Origin of the sequence: Streptomyces sp. NPDC051041 (genome assembly GCF_044456065.1) — a bacterium.
GTDB lineage: Bacteria > Actinomycetota > Actinomycetes > Streptomycetales > Streptomycetaceae > Streptomyces > Streptomyces glaucus.
In genome coordinates, this window is sequence record NZ_JBITFM010000026.1 from 14,664 (window position 1) to 30,488 (window position 15,825).

At 75.6% G+C, this 15,825-nt stretch carries 13 protein-coding genes and 1 pseudogene; 2 read left to right on the plus strand and 12 right to left on the minus strand.

All coding sequences use genetic code 11. The annotated features are described in order from the left end of the window. Positions 1 to 24 precede the first annotated feature (24 nt). A complete protein-coding gene (locus tag ACIBAI_RS27545) occupies positions 25 to 1,602 on the plus strand; it encodes a hypothetical protein (RefSeq protein WP_399038362.1) in 1,578 nt (525 codons plus the stop codon). Between the two features lie 53 nt (positions 1,603 to 1,655). Here the strand turns inward: ACIBAI_RS27545 and ACIBAI_RS27550 are convergent, their stop codons facing one another. The 9 genes and pseudogenes from ACIBAI_RS27550 to ACIBAI_RS27590 form a co-directional block, all read right to left on the minus strand. Beyond that, the gene (locus ACIBAI_RS27550) at positions 1,656 to 4,295 is read right to left on the minus strand and encodes a SpoIIE family protein phosphatase (protein ID WP_399038364.1); all 2,640 of its coding nucleotides are present in this window, start codon (positions 4,293 to 4,295) and stop codon (positions 1,656 to 1,658) included. Between the two features lie 369 nt (positions 4,296 to 4,664). After that, positions 4,665 to 5,072, minus strand: a complete 408-nt coding sequence (locus ACIBAI_RS27555; protein WP_399038429.1) for an ATP-binding protein — start codon at positions 5,070 to 5,072, stop codon at positions 4,665 to 4,667. A 234-nt stretch (positions 5,073 to 5,306) separates the two neighbouring features. Next, a complete protein-coding gene (locus ACIBAI_RS27560) occupies positions 5,307 to 5,750 on the minus strand; it encodes a (deoxy)nucleoside triphosphate pyrophosphohydrolase (protein ID WP_399038365.1) in 444 nt (147 codons plus the stop codon). A 55-nt stretch (positions 5,751 to 5,805) separates the two neighbouring features. Continuing rightward, a pseudogene (locus ACIBAI_RS27565) lies at positions 5,806 to 6,045 on the minus strand (SPOR domain-containing protein); the annotation flags it as partial. Positions 6,046 to 6,325: 280 nt separating this feature from the next. Further along, positions 6,326 to 7,078, minus strand: coding sequence for a GntR family transcriptional regulator (locus tag ACIBAI_RS27570; RefSeq protein ID WP_399038367.1), 753 nt, complete (start codon positions 7,076 to 7,078; stop codon positions 6,326 to 6,328). 281 nt (positions 7,079 to 7,359) lie between these two features. Beyond that, entirely contained in the window at positions 7,360 to 7,980 is a 621-nt protein-coding gene (locus ACIBAI_RS27575) for a ScbR family autoregulator-binding transcription factor (protein ID WP_399038369.1), read from the minus strand. A 208-nt stretch (positions 7,981 to 8,188) separates the two neighbouring features. Further along, on the minus strand, positions 8,189 to 8,857 hold the full coding sequence (locus ACIBAI_RS27580) for a ScbR family autoregulator-binding transcription factor (protein WP_399038371.1): 669 nt from the start codon (positions 8,855 to 8,857) through the stop codon (positions 8,189 to 8,191). 99 nt (positions 8,858 to 8,956) lie between these two features. Continuing rightward, complete coding sequence (locus ACIBAI_RS27585) at positions 8,957 to 9,727, minus strand: SDR family NAD(P)-dependent oxidoreductase (protein ID WP_399038373.1); 771 nt, start codon at positions 9,725 to 9,727, stop codon at positions 8,957 to 8,959. Continuing rightward, a complete protein-coding gene (locus ACIBAI_RS27590) occupies positions 9,717 to 10,445 on the minus strand; it encodes an HAD family phosphatase (RefSeq protein WP_399038375.1) in 729 nt (242 codons plus the stop codon). The genes ACIBAI_RS27585 and ACIBAI_RS27590 overlap by 11 nt, the downstream gene beginning before the upstream one ends. Positions 10,446 to 11,145: 700 nt before the next feature. Here ACIBAI_RS27590 and ACIBAI_RS27595 point away from each other — a divergent pair. Continuing rightward, the gene (locus ACIBAI_RS27595; RefSeq protein WP_399038377.1) at positions 11,146 to 12,153 is read left to right on the plus strand and encodes a ScbA/BarX family gamma-butyrolactone biosynthesis protein; all 1,008 of its coding nucleotides are present in this window, start codon (positions 11,146 to 11,148) and stop codon (positions 12,151 to 12,153) included. A gap of 198 nt (positions 12,154 to 12,351) precedes the next feature. Here the strand turns inward: ACIBAI_RS27595 and ACIBAI_RS27600 are convergent, their stop codons facing one another. From ACIBAI_RS27600 to ACIBAI_RS27610, 3 genes are read right to left on the minus strand one after another with little or no spacing between them, the layout of a single operon-like run. Next, a complete protein-coding gene (locus ACIBAI_RS27600; RefSeq protein ID WP_399038379.1) occupies positions 12,352 to 12,675 on the minus strand; it encodes an SCO4225 family membrane protein in 324 nt (107 codons plus the stop codon). A 39-nt stretch (positions 12,676 to 12,714) separates the two neighbouring features. Then, positions 12,715 to 13,410 (minus strand): response regulator, encoded by a 696-nt coding sequence (locus ACIBAI_RS27605; RefSeq protein WP_399038381.1) that lies wholly within the window; start codon positions 13,408 to 13,410, stop codon positions 12,715 to 12,717. Beyond that, a complete protein-coding gene (locus ACIBAI_RS27610; protein WP_399038382.1) occupies positions 13,407 to 15,650 on the minus strand; it encodes a histidine kinase in 2,244 nt (747 codons plus the stop codon). The genes ACIBAI_RS27605 and ACIBAI_RS27610 overlap by 4 nt, the downstream gene beginning before the upstream one ends. Between the last annotated feature and the right edge of the window lie 175 nt (positions 15,651 to 15,825).

Genomic DNA, 15,825 nt, shown 5'->3' on the forward strand with positions numbered 1-15,825 from the left:
ATTCCTGCCCCTACGCTCCGGAATGTGACGCGATCCTCGATACGGGGGCGGCCGCGGGGCACCACGTCGCACCGGTCCGTGCGGGTGGCGCACGCCGTGCTGGGCGGTACGGCCGGGGTGGTGTGGCTGGTGCTGCCGACGGCGACGCGGGACGGCGACGGTCCGGTCGCGGTCGAGCCGGACCGGCCCGCCGCGAGCGCCGTCGCGCAGGACGCGCGGAACGGGGAGGGCGACGGGCCGTCGGCCGCCGACCTGGTGCTGCCGCTGGTCACCGCGGGCGCGGTGGCCGTCCTGGCGGGCTACGGCCGGCTGCGCCGCATCCGGCGCGCCCGGACCCGCACCACTCCCGGCGGGGCGGCCGTCGAACCGCCCGTGCCGCCCCTGGCCGACCTGGACGGGTCCGCCCGGGCGGCGCTGGTCGAGGCCGACGACTGCGTGCGCACCAGCCGGGAGGAGCTGGACTTCGCCGAGGCCCGGTCCGGCGCGGCGGCCGTCGCGGTCTTCGCGCGGGCCGTGCGGGAGGCCGAGGCCGAGCTGTCGGCCGCGTTCCGGATGCGGCAGCGGTACGACGACGGCGTGCCCGGGGAGGCCGCGGCCCGCCGGCACGCGCTCGCGGGGATCGTCGGACGGTGCCGGGAGGCGGGACGGCTGCTGGACGCGGAGGCCGGCGCGTTCGACCGGCTGCGCGGCCTGGCGGCGGACCCCGGGGCGGCGCTGGAGGTGGCGGAGGCCCGGTTCCGGGAGCTGACCGGCCGTACGGGGGCCGCGCGGGCCCTGCTCGCGGATCTCGGCGGACGGTACGCGCCGTCCGCCATCGCCCCGGTCGCCGGGTACGCCGAGCAGGCCACGGACCGGCTGGTGTTCGCCACCGCCCGCCTCAACCGGGCCCGCCAGGCGGCCGACGCCGGCGACCGCGCCCGGGCGGCCGGCCAGCTGCGCGCCGCCGAGGGCGCCGTCGCCCAGGCCGCCGTCCTCGTGGCCGCCGTCGAACGGCTCGCCGCCGGCCTGGCCACGGCCGCCGAGCTCGTGCCGGCCGCCCTCACCGGCGCGGAGGCGGAGCTGGCGGGGGTGCGGGAGGGGCCGGCGCGCGCCCCCGCGGCCGCTTCGGGGGTGTCCGCCGATGAGCTGCGGACCCGGATCCCGCACGCCGACGCGGCCCTGGCCGCCGTACGCGAGGAGCTGACGGGCGGGCCGTACGATCCGCTGGGCGCGCTGCGCCGGATCGTACGGGCCGTCGCGCCGCTCGCCGCCGGGCGGGCCGGGGTGCTGCCGGTGGCGGCCCTGCTCGTCGCCCGCGCCGCGGCCGGCGCCGCGGCCGGCTTCGTCACCACGCACCGGGGCGCCGTGGGCGCCGAGGCCCGCACCCGGCTGGCGGAGGCCGAACGGCTGCTCGCCGCGGATCCGCCGCGCCCCCTGGCCGCCGACGCGCTGGCCCGCCGGGCCCGCGAACTCGCCGAGCGCGACGTGCGCCGCCACCGCCGCCCGGCCGCCGAGGCGGACGCCGTCCTCGGCGGGATCCTCCTGGGCGGGGCCCCGGACGGCGGGCCGCCGCCGAGCTTCGGGGGGCCGCGCACCCGGGCCCGCCGCGCGGCGCCGCCGTGAGGACGGTCCCCGGCGACGCGCCCCGGGGACCGGGCCCGTGCGGCCCTCCGGCGTCAGAACAGGCTCAGCAGCGCCTCCGCCGGATCCGTCAGGCCGGTGTCGCCGCCCGGGAGGGGCAGCTCGAACCAGACCGTCTTGCCGTGCGGGGTGCGGCGTGACCCCCAGGCCGCGCTGAGCAGGCCGACCAGCTGCAGTCCGCGGCCGCCCTCGTCGGTGTCGCGGGCGCGCCGGCGGCGCGGCTGGACCAGACCGGCGTCCCACACCTCGCACACCAGCGTGCGGTCCAGCAGCAGGCGGAGCCTGATCTCGCCCTCGCCGTAGCGCAGCGCGTTGGTGACCAGCTCGCTGACCAGCAGCTCGGTGGTGTCGACCAGCGGCTCCAGGTCCCAGCTGAGCAGTTGGCCGCGCGCGTACTCGCGGGCCCGGCCCACGCTGCGCGGCTCGCGCGGCAGGGTCCAGTCGCCGACGGACTCGGCGGGCAGGCCCTGGACGCGTGCCATCAGCAGCGCGATGTCGTCCTCGCCGTGGTGGGTGTCGAGGGTGCGCAGGACGTGGTCGCAGACGTCCTCCAGGGACCGGACGGCGCCGGTGCCGACGGCCGGGCGGGCGGGATCCGTCAGCGCCCCCACGAAGGCCTGGAGCCCCTCGTCCAGGGGGTGGTCGCGGGATTCGACGAGTCCGTCCGTGTAGAGCGCGAGCAGGGCGCCCTCGGGCAGCTCGACCTCCACCTCCTCGAAGGGCTCGCCGCCGACGCCGAGCGGCATGCCCGGCGGCACGTCGAGCATCAGCGCCGACTCGCCCGGTTCGACCAGGACGGGCGGCAGATGGCCCGCGTTGGCGAAGGTGCAGCGCCTGGTCACCGAGTCGTAGACCGCGTAGATGCAGGTCGCGAGGTACACCTCCGACAGGTCCGCCTCGCGGGGGCGGCGGGCGGCGCGCGTCGCCTGCTGCACGCCGCCGGGCGCGCCGAGACCCCGCGCGATCTCGTCCAGCTGGGACAGCACCTCGGCCGGTTCGAGGTCGAGCAGCGCCAGCGTCCGCACGGCGGTGCGCAGTTCGCCCATGGCGACGGCGGCGCGCAGGCCGCGGCCCATGACGTCGCCGACGACCAGCGCGGTGCGGTGGCCGGGGAGCTCGATGACGTCGAACCAGTCGCCGCCGACCTCGCTGGGCCGGCCGGTGGCCGCGTTGCCGGGCAGGTAGCGGCAGGCGATGTCGAGGCCGGAGGCCTCCGGGTCGCCGGGCGGCAGCAGGGACCGCTGCAGTATCAGCGCGCGCTCGTGCTCCCGCCGGTACAGCCGGGCGTTGTCGATGCAGACGGCGGCCCGGGCGGCGAGTTCGACGGCCAGGTCGCGGTCCCGGTCCCCGAACGGCTCGCTGCCCTTGGTGCGGGCGAACTGCGCGAGTCCCACGACGGTGTCGTGCGCGACCATCGGCACGGCGAGCGTGGACTGCACCAGGCCGCCCTCCTCGCCGGGGACCAGGCGCGGGCGGGCGGCGCGCAGGGCGTCCGCGCAGGGCGAGTTGAAGGGGTAGTGGTGCACGGCGCCGACCTCGACGGGCGCGCCGGTGCCGCTGAACGGCGCGTCGGAGACGGCGCTGGCGAAGGCGACGCGGCGCAGTTCGGCGCTGCCGTCGGCGAGGCCGGGCGGGGTCTCGTCGCCGGCCAGCAGCCCCTGGTAGAGGTCGACGGTGGCGAGGTCGCAGAAGCCGGGGACGACGACGTCGAGGAGTTCGCGGGCGGTGGTCTCCAGGTCGAGGGAGTTGCCGATGCGGGCGCCGGCCTCGTTCAGCAGGGCGAGATTGCGCCGTGCGGCGGCGGCCTCGCGGGCGGCGGCGCGGCGGGCGGTGATGTCGGTGCCGAGCCAGGCGACGCCGATGGGGCGGCCGGGGCCGCTGTGCACGCGGTAGAGGTTGACGGACCAGTGGCGGCGCTCGTCGGAGCCGGGCACGAAGCCGGTGACGTGCATGTCCGTGATGGAGTCGCCGGTCTCCAGGACGCGCCGCAGGGTCGCGGCGACCCGCTCGGCCTCCGGGCGCGGCAGGTAGTCGTGGACGCCGCGGCCGCGGTGGTCGTCGGGCGTGCCGCCGAAGGTGGAGGCGAACCGCTGGTTGGCGCGGCGCACCCGGAGGTCGGTGTCGATCAGCAGAAAGCCGAACGGGGACTGGCCGAATATGGCCTGCGAGGCGGCGAGGTCCGTCTCGATGCTGCGCAGGATGCGCACGTCGACGACGATGCAGACGGCGGCCTTCTCGCCGCCCTCGGTGCGCGTCGGCATGACGTACACCTCGGCGAGACCCTGCCGTCCGCGTGCGCCGCCGGCGCCGCCGGGCGTGCGGAAGGGGACCACGCCGGTCCACTCCCGGCCGTCGAGGATCTCGGCCATCTTGCGGTGGCCCCGCTCGCGCAGGTCCGGGTCGATGAGCGCCTCGATGGGGTCCATGCCGACGGCCCGCCCGGCGGGGATGCCGAAGAGCTGCTCGGCGCGCAGGCTCCACTGGTCGATCAGCCCGTCGGGGCCGATGGAGAAGGACGCGACCTTGATGTAGTCGTAGATCGAGCCGGGCGGACTGCTCTGCCACATGGCGTCTCCGGGGAGCGCCTCACCGGCCCCGAGGCCGTTCGCGGCCTTTGCCCTCGCGCCGCCCGACGGGTCCTTGGACTCCGTGGCCTTCGCTGGTATCTCGCTCACGCGAACCGTCCCCTCCAGCTCACCGCGTCCGGCACCGGTCACCGGGTGCGGCTGCCCGCAGTATCCAGCACTACGGCGCCACTCGACACGGTGTTCACGATCACAGCACGGTCCCGATGCTTTCCGGACCGATCTGTGACGACACTCCCAGTCTTCTAACCAGCAGACACGCCATCGAACCACGTCCGCCGCCCTCCGCCACCGGCCGGTCGGCGGGGCGGGGGTGCGCGTACAGCGTCCGGGGGACGGATTCCGGGGCGCACCAGGACGGATTCCGGACCGTGCGGGGGACGGATTCCGGATCGCCGGGGACGGAATCCGTCCGGCCGCGCGGGACTCCCGACGGCGGTGGGGGCCCGGCTCCGCGCGTCACCGGGGTACCGCGAGCTCGAACCACACGGTCTTGCCCGCCGGGCACGGCCGGGTGCCCCAGCGGTGCGAGGAGGAGGCCACCAGGTGCAGGCCCCGGCCGCTCTCGTCCTCGGGGCGGGCGACGCGCTCGCGGGGCAGGTCCGGAAGGGAGTCGGAGACCTCGACGAGCAGGACGCCGTCCCGCTCGCAGGGGTGGGTCAGGCGGAGGCCGATGGGGCCGGTGGCGTACCGCAGGGCGTTGGTGACCAGCTCGCTGACCAGCAGGGCGGCGAGGTCGCCGAGGCTGTCCAGGCCCCAGGCGCCGAGCCGGCCGCGGACGGCGGACCGGGCGTTGTGCACGGCGCCGGGTTCCGCGGGGAAGGACCACTCGGCGTGGTGGTCCTCGGGGTCGGTCACGCCGATCACTTCCCAGGCCAACGAACCCGCCCATGTCCGGTCTCATGGGGTCAATGGGCACATACCCGGTATCCGGGGCGGGGTACCGCGGACGAGGGCGCCGGGCGGCACGGACGACGGACGGGGCACGCGCGCGGGTCCACGCACCCGCCCTCCGCCCCGGCGCGCACCGGGCGTCCCCTGCGCCCCGGCGCGTTCCGGGGGCGCCGCGCCGGACGTCTCCCGCGCCGGGCCCGCGCTCTCTCAGCGTCCGGCCGGGTCCTCGGCCCTCCCGAGCGGGCCGCCGGGCAGGCCCAGGTGGGCCAGCGTCCGCCGGACCGCCGGGACGTCCTGGTCGAGCCAGTCGACGTCGCCGGTCTCCTCGGGCGTCAGCCAGCGCAGTTCGTCGTGGTCCTGGAGGGGTTCGGGGGCGGCGGACCCGGGGCGCAGACGGGCGGTCCAGACGTGCAGGACGTACGGCGGCCGCAGCGGCCACTCGCCCGGGACGCGCTCGCCGGGCTCGGCGTCGACGCCGAGCTCCTCGCGCAGCTCGCGCACGAGGGCCGCGTCGGGCGTCTCTCCGGGTTCCACCTTGCCGCCGGGCAGCTCCCAGCGTCCGGCCAGGTCGGCCGGTGCGCTGCGGCGTGCGGCGAGCAGGCGCCCGCCGTCGAACAGGGCGGCTCCCACCACCACGATCGGTACCGTCATGCGCCGGAGCCTACGGGAGCGTCGGGAACCCCGGCGAAGGGGCGGGTCCCGCCCGTCAGTCGGCGGCGCTCGTTCCGTTCTGGCCGATCCTCTCGACCCAGTAGAGCTGTTTCGGCCCGCGGCCGTCGAGACTGTCCGCGATCTTCTGGGCCTCGGCGCGGGTGGCGTATCTGCCCACCCGGTAGCGATTGCCGTTGTCGTCCTGCCTGATGACGAGCCAGGGAAGTGTGACCGTGCTGTCGTTCATCGCGCCCCTCCACTTCCCGCCCACGGCCTGTGCCGCGTCCCGCCCGGTAAGGAAACCGCAGTCCGCATATGCCCGAGCCTACGCCTAACCTTTACGCAGCGAATACGGGTTTTCACCAAGAGGTACGCAACCGGCCAGAACGCAGGGGGCGCGCGAAGCGGAACGCGCCGCCTGCGCACGCCGACGTGTCCGGTCAGCGGCGTGGCGAGCGCATCCGGGCCGACCTGCGAGAACGGCCGGATTGCAACGGCGCCGGAGCGCGGCGCGGCGGAGCCGATCCGGTGGTCCGCCGCGCCCCGGGGGCGTGGGAGGCGCGCGAAGGTGTGCGCTATCTCACGGGGAGGTGGTACGCGACCCGGTAGCGGTCGGCCGGGATGACCACGTCGGCCGTCTCGACCGCGCGCCCGGAGGCGTAGAAGGTGCGCTGGACGACCAGGACGACGTGCCCGGGCACGCCCCCGAGCGCGAGCAGTTCCTCGGCGAGGCCGGGGCGGGCGCCGACCTCCTCGGTGACGTTGTCCACGACGACGTCGATGGCCGCCATCCGCTCGACGACGCCCATGCCGCCGAGCGGCCCCTCCTCGGGCAGCATCACCGGCGTACGGCCGGTCAGGGCGAGCGGCTCCCAGGAGGTGGAGAGCATCATCGCCTCGCCGCCGTCCCGGAAGACGTACCTGGTGCGCATCACCCGGTCGCCGGGCTCGATGCCGAGCCGCTCGGCGACGCCACCGCTCGCCTCGGTCTGCTCGCTGCTGGACTCCCAGGTGCCGCGCGCGGCGGCGTCGGCCTGCTCCTGGCGGAAGGGCGTGGCCCCCCCGGCCGGGCGGTACCCGGAGCGGGCGATGCGCCGCGGCACGGGCCGCTCGCGCACGTACGTCCCCGAGCCGGAGCGGCCCTCGACCAGCCCCTCGGCCATGAGCACCTTGCGGGCCTCCAGCGCGACGGTGTCCGAGACGCCGTACTCCTCGCGGATCCTCGCCTGGGAGGGGAGGCGGGTGTGCGGGGGCAGCAGGCCGTCGACGATCTTCTTGCGGAGATCACCCGCGACACGCAGGTACGCCGGCTGCTCACCGAATGTCACTGGCCGCTCCCATCGGGTTGTACAGACAGCAACAGAGTCGCAACCGTGGGTTGTCCCGGGCAAGTAAAGGCCAGAGAATCACTCGATGTGATGACATGTGCCGGTGAGGGGTTTTACGCAGGCACTTTCTCCGCGCCGTCGCCGCCGTCACGCCCCGGCCTCCGCGCTCCCCGTACCGCCCGCCGCCCCCGTATGTCGGCGGCCCCGGCGGTCCCGGCCCGCTCCGCGCGCGCGGGGCGCGGGTGGTCGACGAGGCCCGCGCGCGGCCGCCCGGCTCCGGGTCAGCCGCGTGCCCGCTCCGCCCCCGCGTCCGTCCGGTCCGGCCCTGCGTCGGGGTGGGGCAGCAGGACGCTCCAGAGGTGGGGCAGGAGGTCCGGCAGGCGCCACCTCGGGTCGCGGGCGGCCAGGGCCTCGAAGCCGGCCGTCGCGGCCACGACGACCGTGGCGAGCGCGGACCGTGACAGACCGGGCGGCAGTTCGCCCGACCGTTCGGCCTCCGCCAGGACGCCGCGCACCCACGCCTCCCACCGCTTCCACAGCCCGGCTCCGCCCTTGCGGGTGACGTCCGCGTCCAGCCGGAAGCCGGCCCGTACGACGGCGTCGGCCGTGATGCCCTCCACGAGGGCGTGGGTGGCCTCGGCCAGAAGGTGCAGCGCCGGCCGGTCCTCGCCGTGCCGCGCCCGCTGGAGGATGAGGTCCAGACGGGCTCCGGCCTCGGCCTCGACCGCCTCCGCCAGAGCGCCCTTGCTGGAGAAGTGGAAGTGCAGGGCTCCCCTGCTGACACCGGCGGCGTCACTGATCGCGGGGAGCGACGCACAGGCGTAGCCCTCCCGGGCGAAGGTCTCCGCGGCGATCCGCAGCAGCGCCTGCCGGGTCCGGATCGCGCGCTCCTGCTTGGCCATCCATGCCTCCCAGCGTCGGACTTCCCCCCGCGGCCGGCGGGAGGGCCGGTCCGCTCACCCTCCCGCGGCGCCTCTGGCGGTGTCTCCGGGGGAGATTAACGAACCGCACGAGCGGTTTTGAAGAGAGCGTCTCGCGGACCCGGCGGTTTCGCGGACGAGACGGTTCGCGCGCCGATCGGCGGTTGTGCGCGGCGGGGTCGGGGCCCGCTCAGCCCTCGGCCACCCCGGCCCCGGTCGCGGCCGAGGTCCCCCGCACCTCCGCGATGACCCGCCGGCCCCGGTCGGGCGCGGTGTCCAGCTGGACGAGCACCGCGGGGGCGGCGATGGCCGGGAGGACGTGGTTGAAGAGGGACGACACGCGTTCCTCCAGGTCGGTCCAGTTGGACGCGGCCTGCGAGATGAACTGGATGCCGATCCAGGAGCCGAGGACGACCTGTGCGGTCTCCTCCGGCACGACGTGCGGCAGGACCTCGCCGCGGTCCTTGGCCTGGGTGAGGTAGTCGACCATGAGCGCCGACCAGGCGGGCCAGGCGCTGCCGAACTCCTCCCTGCCCTGGAGGTCGGCGGAGAGCCGGACGCCGGCCAGGAGCAGCGGCTCGTGCGGGAGCCGGGCGGCGAGCGTCATGCCCGTGTCCACCCACTCCTGGAGCTTGAGGCCGCGGGCCACGTGGTACTCGGGGCTTATCTGGGCCTCCAGCACGCCCCGGGCGAGCGCCGCCTTGGAGTCGAAGTGGAAGTACAGGGCGCCCTTGGTCACCCGGGCACGGCTCAGGATCTCGGCGATCGTGGCTGCCGCGTACCCGCGTTCGGCGAAGACGGCGGCGGCGGCCTCCACGACGGCGCGGCGGGTCCGGATCGCACGCTCCTGCTGAGCCATGGGGCCCTCCTGGAAAAACAAAACCGAACAGGACGTACCTTAGCGCACGGCCGCCCTCGCATCCGGGCCCGAGTTCCGTACCGCGTACGGGCCGTGGGCTCACCAGGCCGTGCGTCCGCCGTCCACCGCCAGCGTGGTCCCGGTGACGAACGAGGCGCGGTCGCTGCACAGCCAGGCCGCCGCCTCGGCCACTTCCTCCGGGTCGGCGGCGCGGCGCTGCGGGGCGGAGCGCAGGGCGCGCTGCTCGGCCCCGGGGTGGAGGGTGAACCACTGGTCGGTCATCTCGGAGCGGGTCAGTCCGGGCGCGAGGGCGTTGACCCGGATGCCGTGTTCGGCGTACTCGACCGCGGCGGCCTTGGTCAGGCCGATGACGGCGTGCTTGGAGGCGATGTACGGGGCCGCGGTGGAGGAGGCCACGAGTCCGCCGACGCTGCTGGTGTTGACGATGGAGCCGCCGCCGCCTTCCAGCATGGCCGCGATCTCGTGGCGCAGGCAGTTCCACACCCCGGTGACGTTGACGTCCATGACCTGCCGGTAGTCGGCGTCGTCGACGAGGTGCAGGGGCCGCTTGTCGATGCCGACGCCCGCGTTGTTGAAGGCCGCGTCGAGCCGGCCGTGCTCGGAGACGGCGAACTCGACCATGGCGCGGACGTCGGCCGGGTTCGCCACGTCGGCGGTGACGCAGCTCGCCGTCGCCCCCTCGGCCCGCAGGTCGTCGACGAGTTCGCGCAGGCGGTCCGCGCGGCGGGCGGCGAGGACGACGGCGGCGCCCTGCCGGGTGAAGACACGGGCCGCGGCGGCGCCGATGCCGCTGCTGGCCCCGGTGATGAGGACGGCCTTGCCGCTCAGCGGCGCCGGGTCACTGCTCACGGGCTGCTCCTGACGGGATCGTGGTGCCGCCCCAGACGGTACCGGCCATCGCCTCGCGGTCGACGGTCCGCAGGAGGTCCTCGTCGATGTCGCGCAGGGTGCGGACCAGGTGCCGTACGCCGGCCCGTTCCATCAGGCGCCGCTGGTGGGCGGATTCGGGGCTGGGGCGGCCGATGAAGGGGACGCCGAGGGCGCGGGCGGTCTCGGCCACCCGGGCCACGTCGTCGATGAACAGGACGCGGTCGTAGTCGAGTCCGAAGACGTCGCGGGCGATCTCGTGGACGCCGGGGCGGAAGCCGTCCGTGCAGATGTACCCGGGATCGTCGAAGAGGGCGGTGAGCGCGCCGAGGTGGCGGTCGAAGTGGGAGCGGTCCAGGCCGCCGTAGCAGACGGTCCTCAGGCCGAGGGCGCGCAGCAGGCGCAGGAGGTCGCCGGCGCCGTCGAGGACGCGGACCGGGTGTTCGGCGAGGTACTTCTCCCGGTGCGCGAGGTACTCGCCGACCAGCTCGCGCGGCGACAGGGGCGAGCCGACGGCCTCGGCGAACACCGAGGCGGCGGCGAGCCGGGGCCGGGAGAACAGCGCGTACTCCACGTCCTCGGTGTAGTCGCCGCCGTGGGCGGTCACCATGGCGCGGATGACCGGGCTGAAGGTGTCGTTGAGCAGGACGCCGTCGATGTTGACGGCGGCCAGACGCAGATGCTGCAGGGCGGTGGGCACGGGTCGCCTGCTCCTTCAGAGGGTGGGGTGGGGATCACCGGCGGTTCACGGGGCCGCTGGAGGTGAACGACCCGGCCGGGCGCGGACGCTCCCGCGGTACGCGTCCGCGGGGACCGCGCGAAGAGGGCCGGCAGGGCCGTGGCCGCCTCGGCCGTCGCTCCCGGGGGCGGCCCGCGCCGCGGGCGGCGAGCGGGTTCCGCGCCGGGACCGCGTGGCCGCGGGCCAGGAGCCGTCCGGCCCGTCCGGCATCCGGGCGGGCCGGCGCCGGCGGATGTCCTGGGAGCCCCGGGGATCCGGCGGCGGCCGCTCGGCCGCGGCGCGCCGGGTGACGGCCCGGACTCCGGTCCCGCCGGGCAGCGGCACCGGTGCGGCCGGACCGCCGGCGCGCAGCCGGGCGGCTTCCGGGCGGCCGCCTTTGCACGGACGCGGGGTCGCGGGGCCGGTTCCGTCACCCCTCGGACGCCCGCCGGGACACGCCCGCCCAGGGGACCGGGAGGCAGGGCCGGTGGCTGCGACGGCCGCACACGTCCCCCCTCCGCCTCGACGCCCGCGGACACCGGTCGCCCGACCGCTCCCCTCCAGCCGCTCGTGACGGAGAATCGCCGACGCCCGTCCGGAGGGCATGGAAACAAAACCGGCAGGTCTGTATCTTACATGGGCGCGCCTTCATCCGTCCTTCACTCGACCAGTGGAGATGCCGATGGCCTCGGACCCACCCCGCCCCAGCGCTGTGACGGCGCCCCCACCTCGGCTGACCGCGACCGTCCCCCGGGAGTACGTCCACCGGGCGAGCGTGGCCGAGGTCTTCCTCACCGGCGGCGCCCGGCACGGCGACACCCGTTTCGAGGTCACCGGCCAGTGGCCGCGCGCCCACACCTTCTTCCAGAGCGCCGACGGCCGGGACCACGACCCGCTGCTGACCGCGGAGACCTTCCGGCAGGCCGGCCTCTTCCTCGCCCACACCGAACTGGGGGTGCCGCTCGGTCACCACTTCGTCATGCGGGACCTGACGTTCACCGCCCGGCTGGACCGGCTGGGCATCGGGCCGTCGCCGACGGACGTCGAACTGACCGTCGACTGCCCCGAGGTGATTCGGCGGGGCCGTACCACCAGCGGCTTCCGCATGGAACTGGCCATCCGGCGCGACGGCGGGACCGTCGCCACCGGCGGCGGCCGCTTCACCTGCGTCAGCCCGGCCGTCTACCGCAGGCTGCGCGGCGCACGCCCGACCGGCCCGGGCACGGTCCGGCCCCGGGCGGCGCACACCGCCCTGCCGCCGGCGGCGGTGGGCCGGACGAGACCGGATGACGTGGTGCTCTTCCCGACCCCCCTGCCGGACACCTGGCTGCTCACGCCGGACCCGGCCCACCCGATCCTGTTCGACCACGACTGCGACCACGTGCCCGGGATGGTCCTGCTGGAGGCGGCCCGCCAGGCGGCCTGCCACTGCGTGGCCCCCGGCACGATGCGGCCGTCGGCGATGTCCACCGCCTTCCACCGGTACGCGGAACTCGACCAGCCGTGCTGGATCGAGGCCGCACTCGTCCCGTCGGGCGAACCGGACACGGTGACGGTGCGGGTGACGGGGCGTCAGGGCGGGCGGGAGGTGTTCTCCTCGACGGTGACGGGCCCGGTCGACGCGGTGCGGAACGACGACCGCGTCCCGCCGGCGGCGGCGCTGCCGCTCCAGCGGGAGCCGCAGGGGTAGGGGCCCGCCGGTCCCGGAGCCGGCCGCGGGACGACCGCCGGCCGCGATGAGCGCGATCGCCCCGGGCCGGACCGCTGATCCGCCGGCGCCGGCGGCCGGCTTCGACTTGACCGGCTGCACCCGCGCGGTGGGACGCCATCCGCGCCGAACCGGACGCCGAGCCGGGCAAGCAGGACAGCTGCGCCACGCCACGAGGACTCAGGACACCGGGCCGGCGCCGTCGCTGCGGTGCAGTGCGCGGGCACACCACCAGATCGCCGCGGCGTTGGCCGACGCGCCGAGGGCGATTGCGACGACCACCGTCGCGGGGCCGTCCCCGGGCAGCATCAACGCCACCAGGCTGACCGGAGCGGCAGCGAGCAGCGGTATGACCGCCGCCATGGACTCGCCCGTGTCGTCGGCGGCGGTCACGGCGAACGCCCATATGAGCAGGGCCGCACAGACCACGAGATAGGCGAGGGCGATGATGGCGCCGGCAGACATGTTCGAGCGACGGGCGGAAGGTCGGTCGGAAACGGTCACGATGGTGCGTCCTTTGCTGGTGTGAGCGGGTCGAACTGGTCACAGGCAGGGGTCGGGCGGGACGGGGCGGGCAAGGCCGAGGTCGTAGGCGAGGATGGTCGCCTGCACCCGGTCGCGCAGTCCCAGCTTGCGCAGCAGTGCGTTCACGTGGGACTTCACCGTGCCCACGGCGATGCCGAGGTGATCGGCGATCTCCCTGTTGGTGAGCCCGGCTGCGATCAGGGTCAGGACGTTGCGTTCGCGGCCGGTCAGGCTGTTCAGCTCGCGCATGGCGGTCGCGGCTCCGGGGCCGACGCCGGCGACGGGTACGGATGTGGTGGCGTAGTGGCCGATGAGCCGGCGGGTCGCGGTCGGGGAGAGCACGCTTTCGCCCGCGGCCACCACCCTGATGCCCTGCAGCAGTTCGGAGGGGTGCACGTCCTTGAGCAGGAAGCCGGAGGCGCCGGAACGCAGTGCGTCGAACACGTAGGCGTCGAGGTCGAACGTGGTCAGTACCAGGACCCTGGGCGCGTCCTGGCGACCGGTGATGATCCGGGTGGCGGCGATGCCGTCCAGTTCGGGCATGCGCACGTCCATGACGACCACGTCGGGTGCCAGTTCCTCGGCCAGCCGTACTGCTGCGGCCCCGTCGGCGGCCTCCGCGACGACGGTCATGTCCTCCTCGTTGTCGATCACGGCGGCGAAGCCCGCCCGCACGACGCCCTGGTCGTCGGCGACCAGCACTCTGATAGTCACGGGTTCCTCTGCTCTTCCCCACCCTGTTCGCAGGTGGCCGGTGATGTGTTCGCGACGGTCCGGGGTGTCCTGGTCCGCGCGAGGGGCAGGGTCAGACCGACCGTTCCGGGGGGCCGGGTGGTGACCGTGCCGCCGAGGGCCGAGACCCGGGCGGTCAGCCGCTCGCACACCGCGGGGCCGGCCGCGCGGGGCACTCCTGTGGCCGTCAGCGTCAACGTGCCGCTGCGGGCATCGATCTCGATCACCGCGGGCACCTCGCCGCCGGCGGTGAGTATCGTCTCCGCGGCGTGGTAGGCGGCCAGGTCGACCGCGGTGGGCAGACGGTCCGGCACGCGGTCGGTCACCCGTATCTCCACGTCACGGCCGGTGGCACGGCACTGACCGGCCAGTAGGTCCAGGGCTTGCAGGGTGGGCTGGGGCCGCAGTCGCTGCCCGGGGCCCTCCTCCCGGGCCGTGTCGAGCAGGGCACGCATCGCGGCCAGGGCCTCACGGGCGCGTTCGGCGGTCGCTTCGAGCTCACCGGCCCGAGCTTCGCGGATCATTTCGGCGGTGCGTGCCAGCACGGTGGTCTCCAGCCCGGCGGCCATGCGACGGCGCTCGGCCCAAGCCTCCCGGACCGCCTCCCCGGTCCAGGTGGCGAGGCGTTCCTCCTGTTCCCTGCGGGTGGCCCGGTCGCGTCGGCCCCACACGACCCCGGCCCGGCGAGCCGTGTGGACGGCTGCCCAGACTCCGGCCGTCGACAGGGCGATGACGCCCCAGGGCGGAATCCGCGCGTCCCTCTCCAGGAGGGCGACGGTCACGGCGACCGCGTGCACCGCGACGGCCGCGACCGGGAAGAGCGAGCGCGGGCGTCCGTCCGCGGAGCGGGGGCCGGCGGTACCGGCCGCCTCGGCGGCGAGCGCCGCACACGTGGCGAGCAGGCCCAGCACGGGCGGGAGAACGGCCGGACCGGCGTAGTCGCTCACGGCCATCGCCACCGGCCACAGCAGGGCGAGGACGCACAGGACGCAGTGGGCGGCGCGGTGTGCCCGCCGCAGCCACAGGAGCGTGACCGCTTGCGCAGCGGCCAGCAGGGCGAAGAGGACGCCCGCGGACACCTGCTCACCGGATGACGGGGCCTCGGCCCGGACGACCAGCACCGGCAGCAAGGGCTGCACGACGAGACCGGCAGCCGCGGTCACCTGCGCCAGGCGGTAGCTGCGCGGCGCGGGCCGCCCCACCGGGGCGGCGGTCCGTCCGGGGAAGGCGGCGCGCACCTCCCAGCCGCCCTCGGCTGTCGGACCGGTGGCCAAGGTGCCGCCGGCCTCCCGTGCCCGGGAGCGGAGGAAGCCTTCACCGCGTCCCCCGCCGAGTCCCGCGCCGTGCGTCACCGTGCCGGGGGCCGGCGCGTCGCTGGTGACGACCACCTCCGTGCGGGCGTCGCCGTACCGGCAGAGCACCCGCGTGCGTGCGCCGGGCGCGTAGCGCGCGGCGTTGGTCAGCGCCTCGCGCACGATGCCGTAGGCGGCGTCCGCGACACCGCCCTCGGGCAGGGCGTCGATCTCGCAGTCCACCTGCCGGCCCAGTCGGCGGAACCCGGCCACCAGCTCGAGCAGCCGCTCCTCCGGCGTGGGCCGGCGTGCGGGGGAAGGAGCCGGTGCCCGGACGGCGCCGAGCGCCCGGGTGACCTCGTGACCGGCCTCGACGGCGAACCGGGCCGCCTCCTCGCCGAGTTCGGGGCGGCGTCCGCGCAGCCCGAGTGCCGCGCCCACGGTGACGACCACGGCCGTCAGGTGGTGGGCGCTGACGTCGTGCAGTTCGCGCTCCATGCGGCGCCGCTCGGCCGCCGGCAGCCGGCGGCGCTCGGACTCGGCCAGTTTCAGGCGCTGCTCGGCCGCTCGCCGGGCACGACGCGTTCGCCGTGCCAGCAGACCGCTGACGCAGGCGGCGGCGTACACCACCGCGGTGAGGACCATGTCGAGTCCGTCGTCCTGACGCAGCCCGTGCAGGCTCAGGTCGTGCAGGGACTGCCAGGCGGCCAGAGCCAGCACGCACAGCAGGGCGGTGAAGGCGTCCCGTTCGGCCGCCACGGTGAACAGGGCGAGAGCGACGCCCGCGGTCCCGAGCACTGCCATCGCCCCGGCGGGAAGCGGCCCGGCGCCCATGGCGCAGGCGGCGGCGACGACGACGAGCGCGGTCACCGGGCGGGCGCGTCGCAGGGCGAGGACGGCCGCCACCGGCCCGGCCACCAGAGCGGCCACGAGAAGGTCGGACCCGGACGGGACCTTCCCGTACACGAGCGCTGCCCCGGGCCACACTGCGGCCTGGACGCATATCAACAGGGCCGGAATCGTCCGGTCATCGATTTGTTTCATGACACGTCGAGGCTATGGCCCCATTGCTGCGGCCTGACTCCGGCTCAGGGCGGAATCCGTT

Excerpts from the sequence above, each read along its gene's own strand:
- ACIBAI_RS27595 (WP_399038377.1), top strand. The coding sequence starts at position 11,146 with ATGGCCTCGGACCCACCCCGCCCCAGCGCTGTGACGGCGCCCCCACCT.
- ACIBAI_RS27560 (WP_399038365.1), bottom strand. The coding sequence starts at position 5,750 with ATGACGGTACCGATCGTGGTGGTGGGAGCCGCCCTGTTCGACGGCGGG.
- ACIBAI_RS27575 (WP_399038369.1), bottom strand. The coding sequence starts at position 7,980 with ATGGCCAAGCAGGAGCGCGCGATCCGGACCCGGCAGGCGCTGCTGCGG.
- ACIBAI_RS27580 (WP_399038371.1), bottom strand. The coding sequence starts at position 8,857 with ATGGCTCAGCAGGAGCGTGCGATCCGGACCCGCCGCGCCGTCGTGGAG.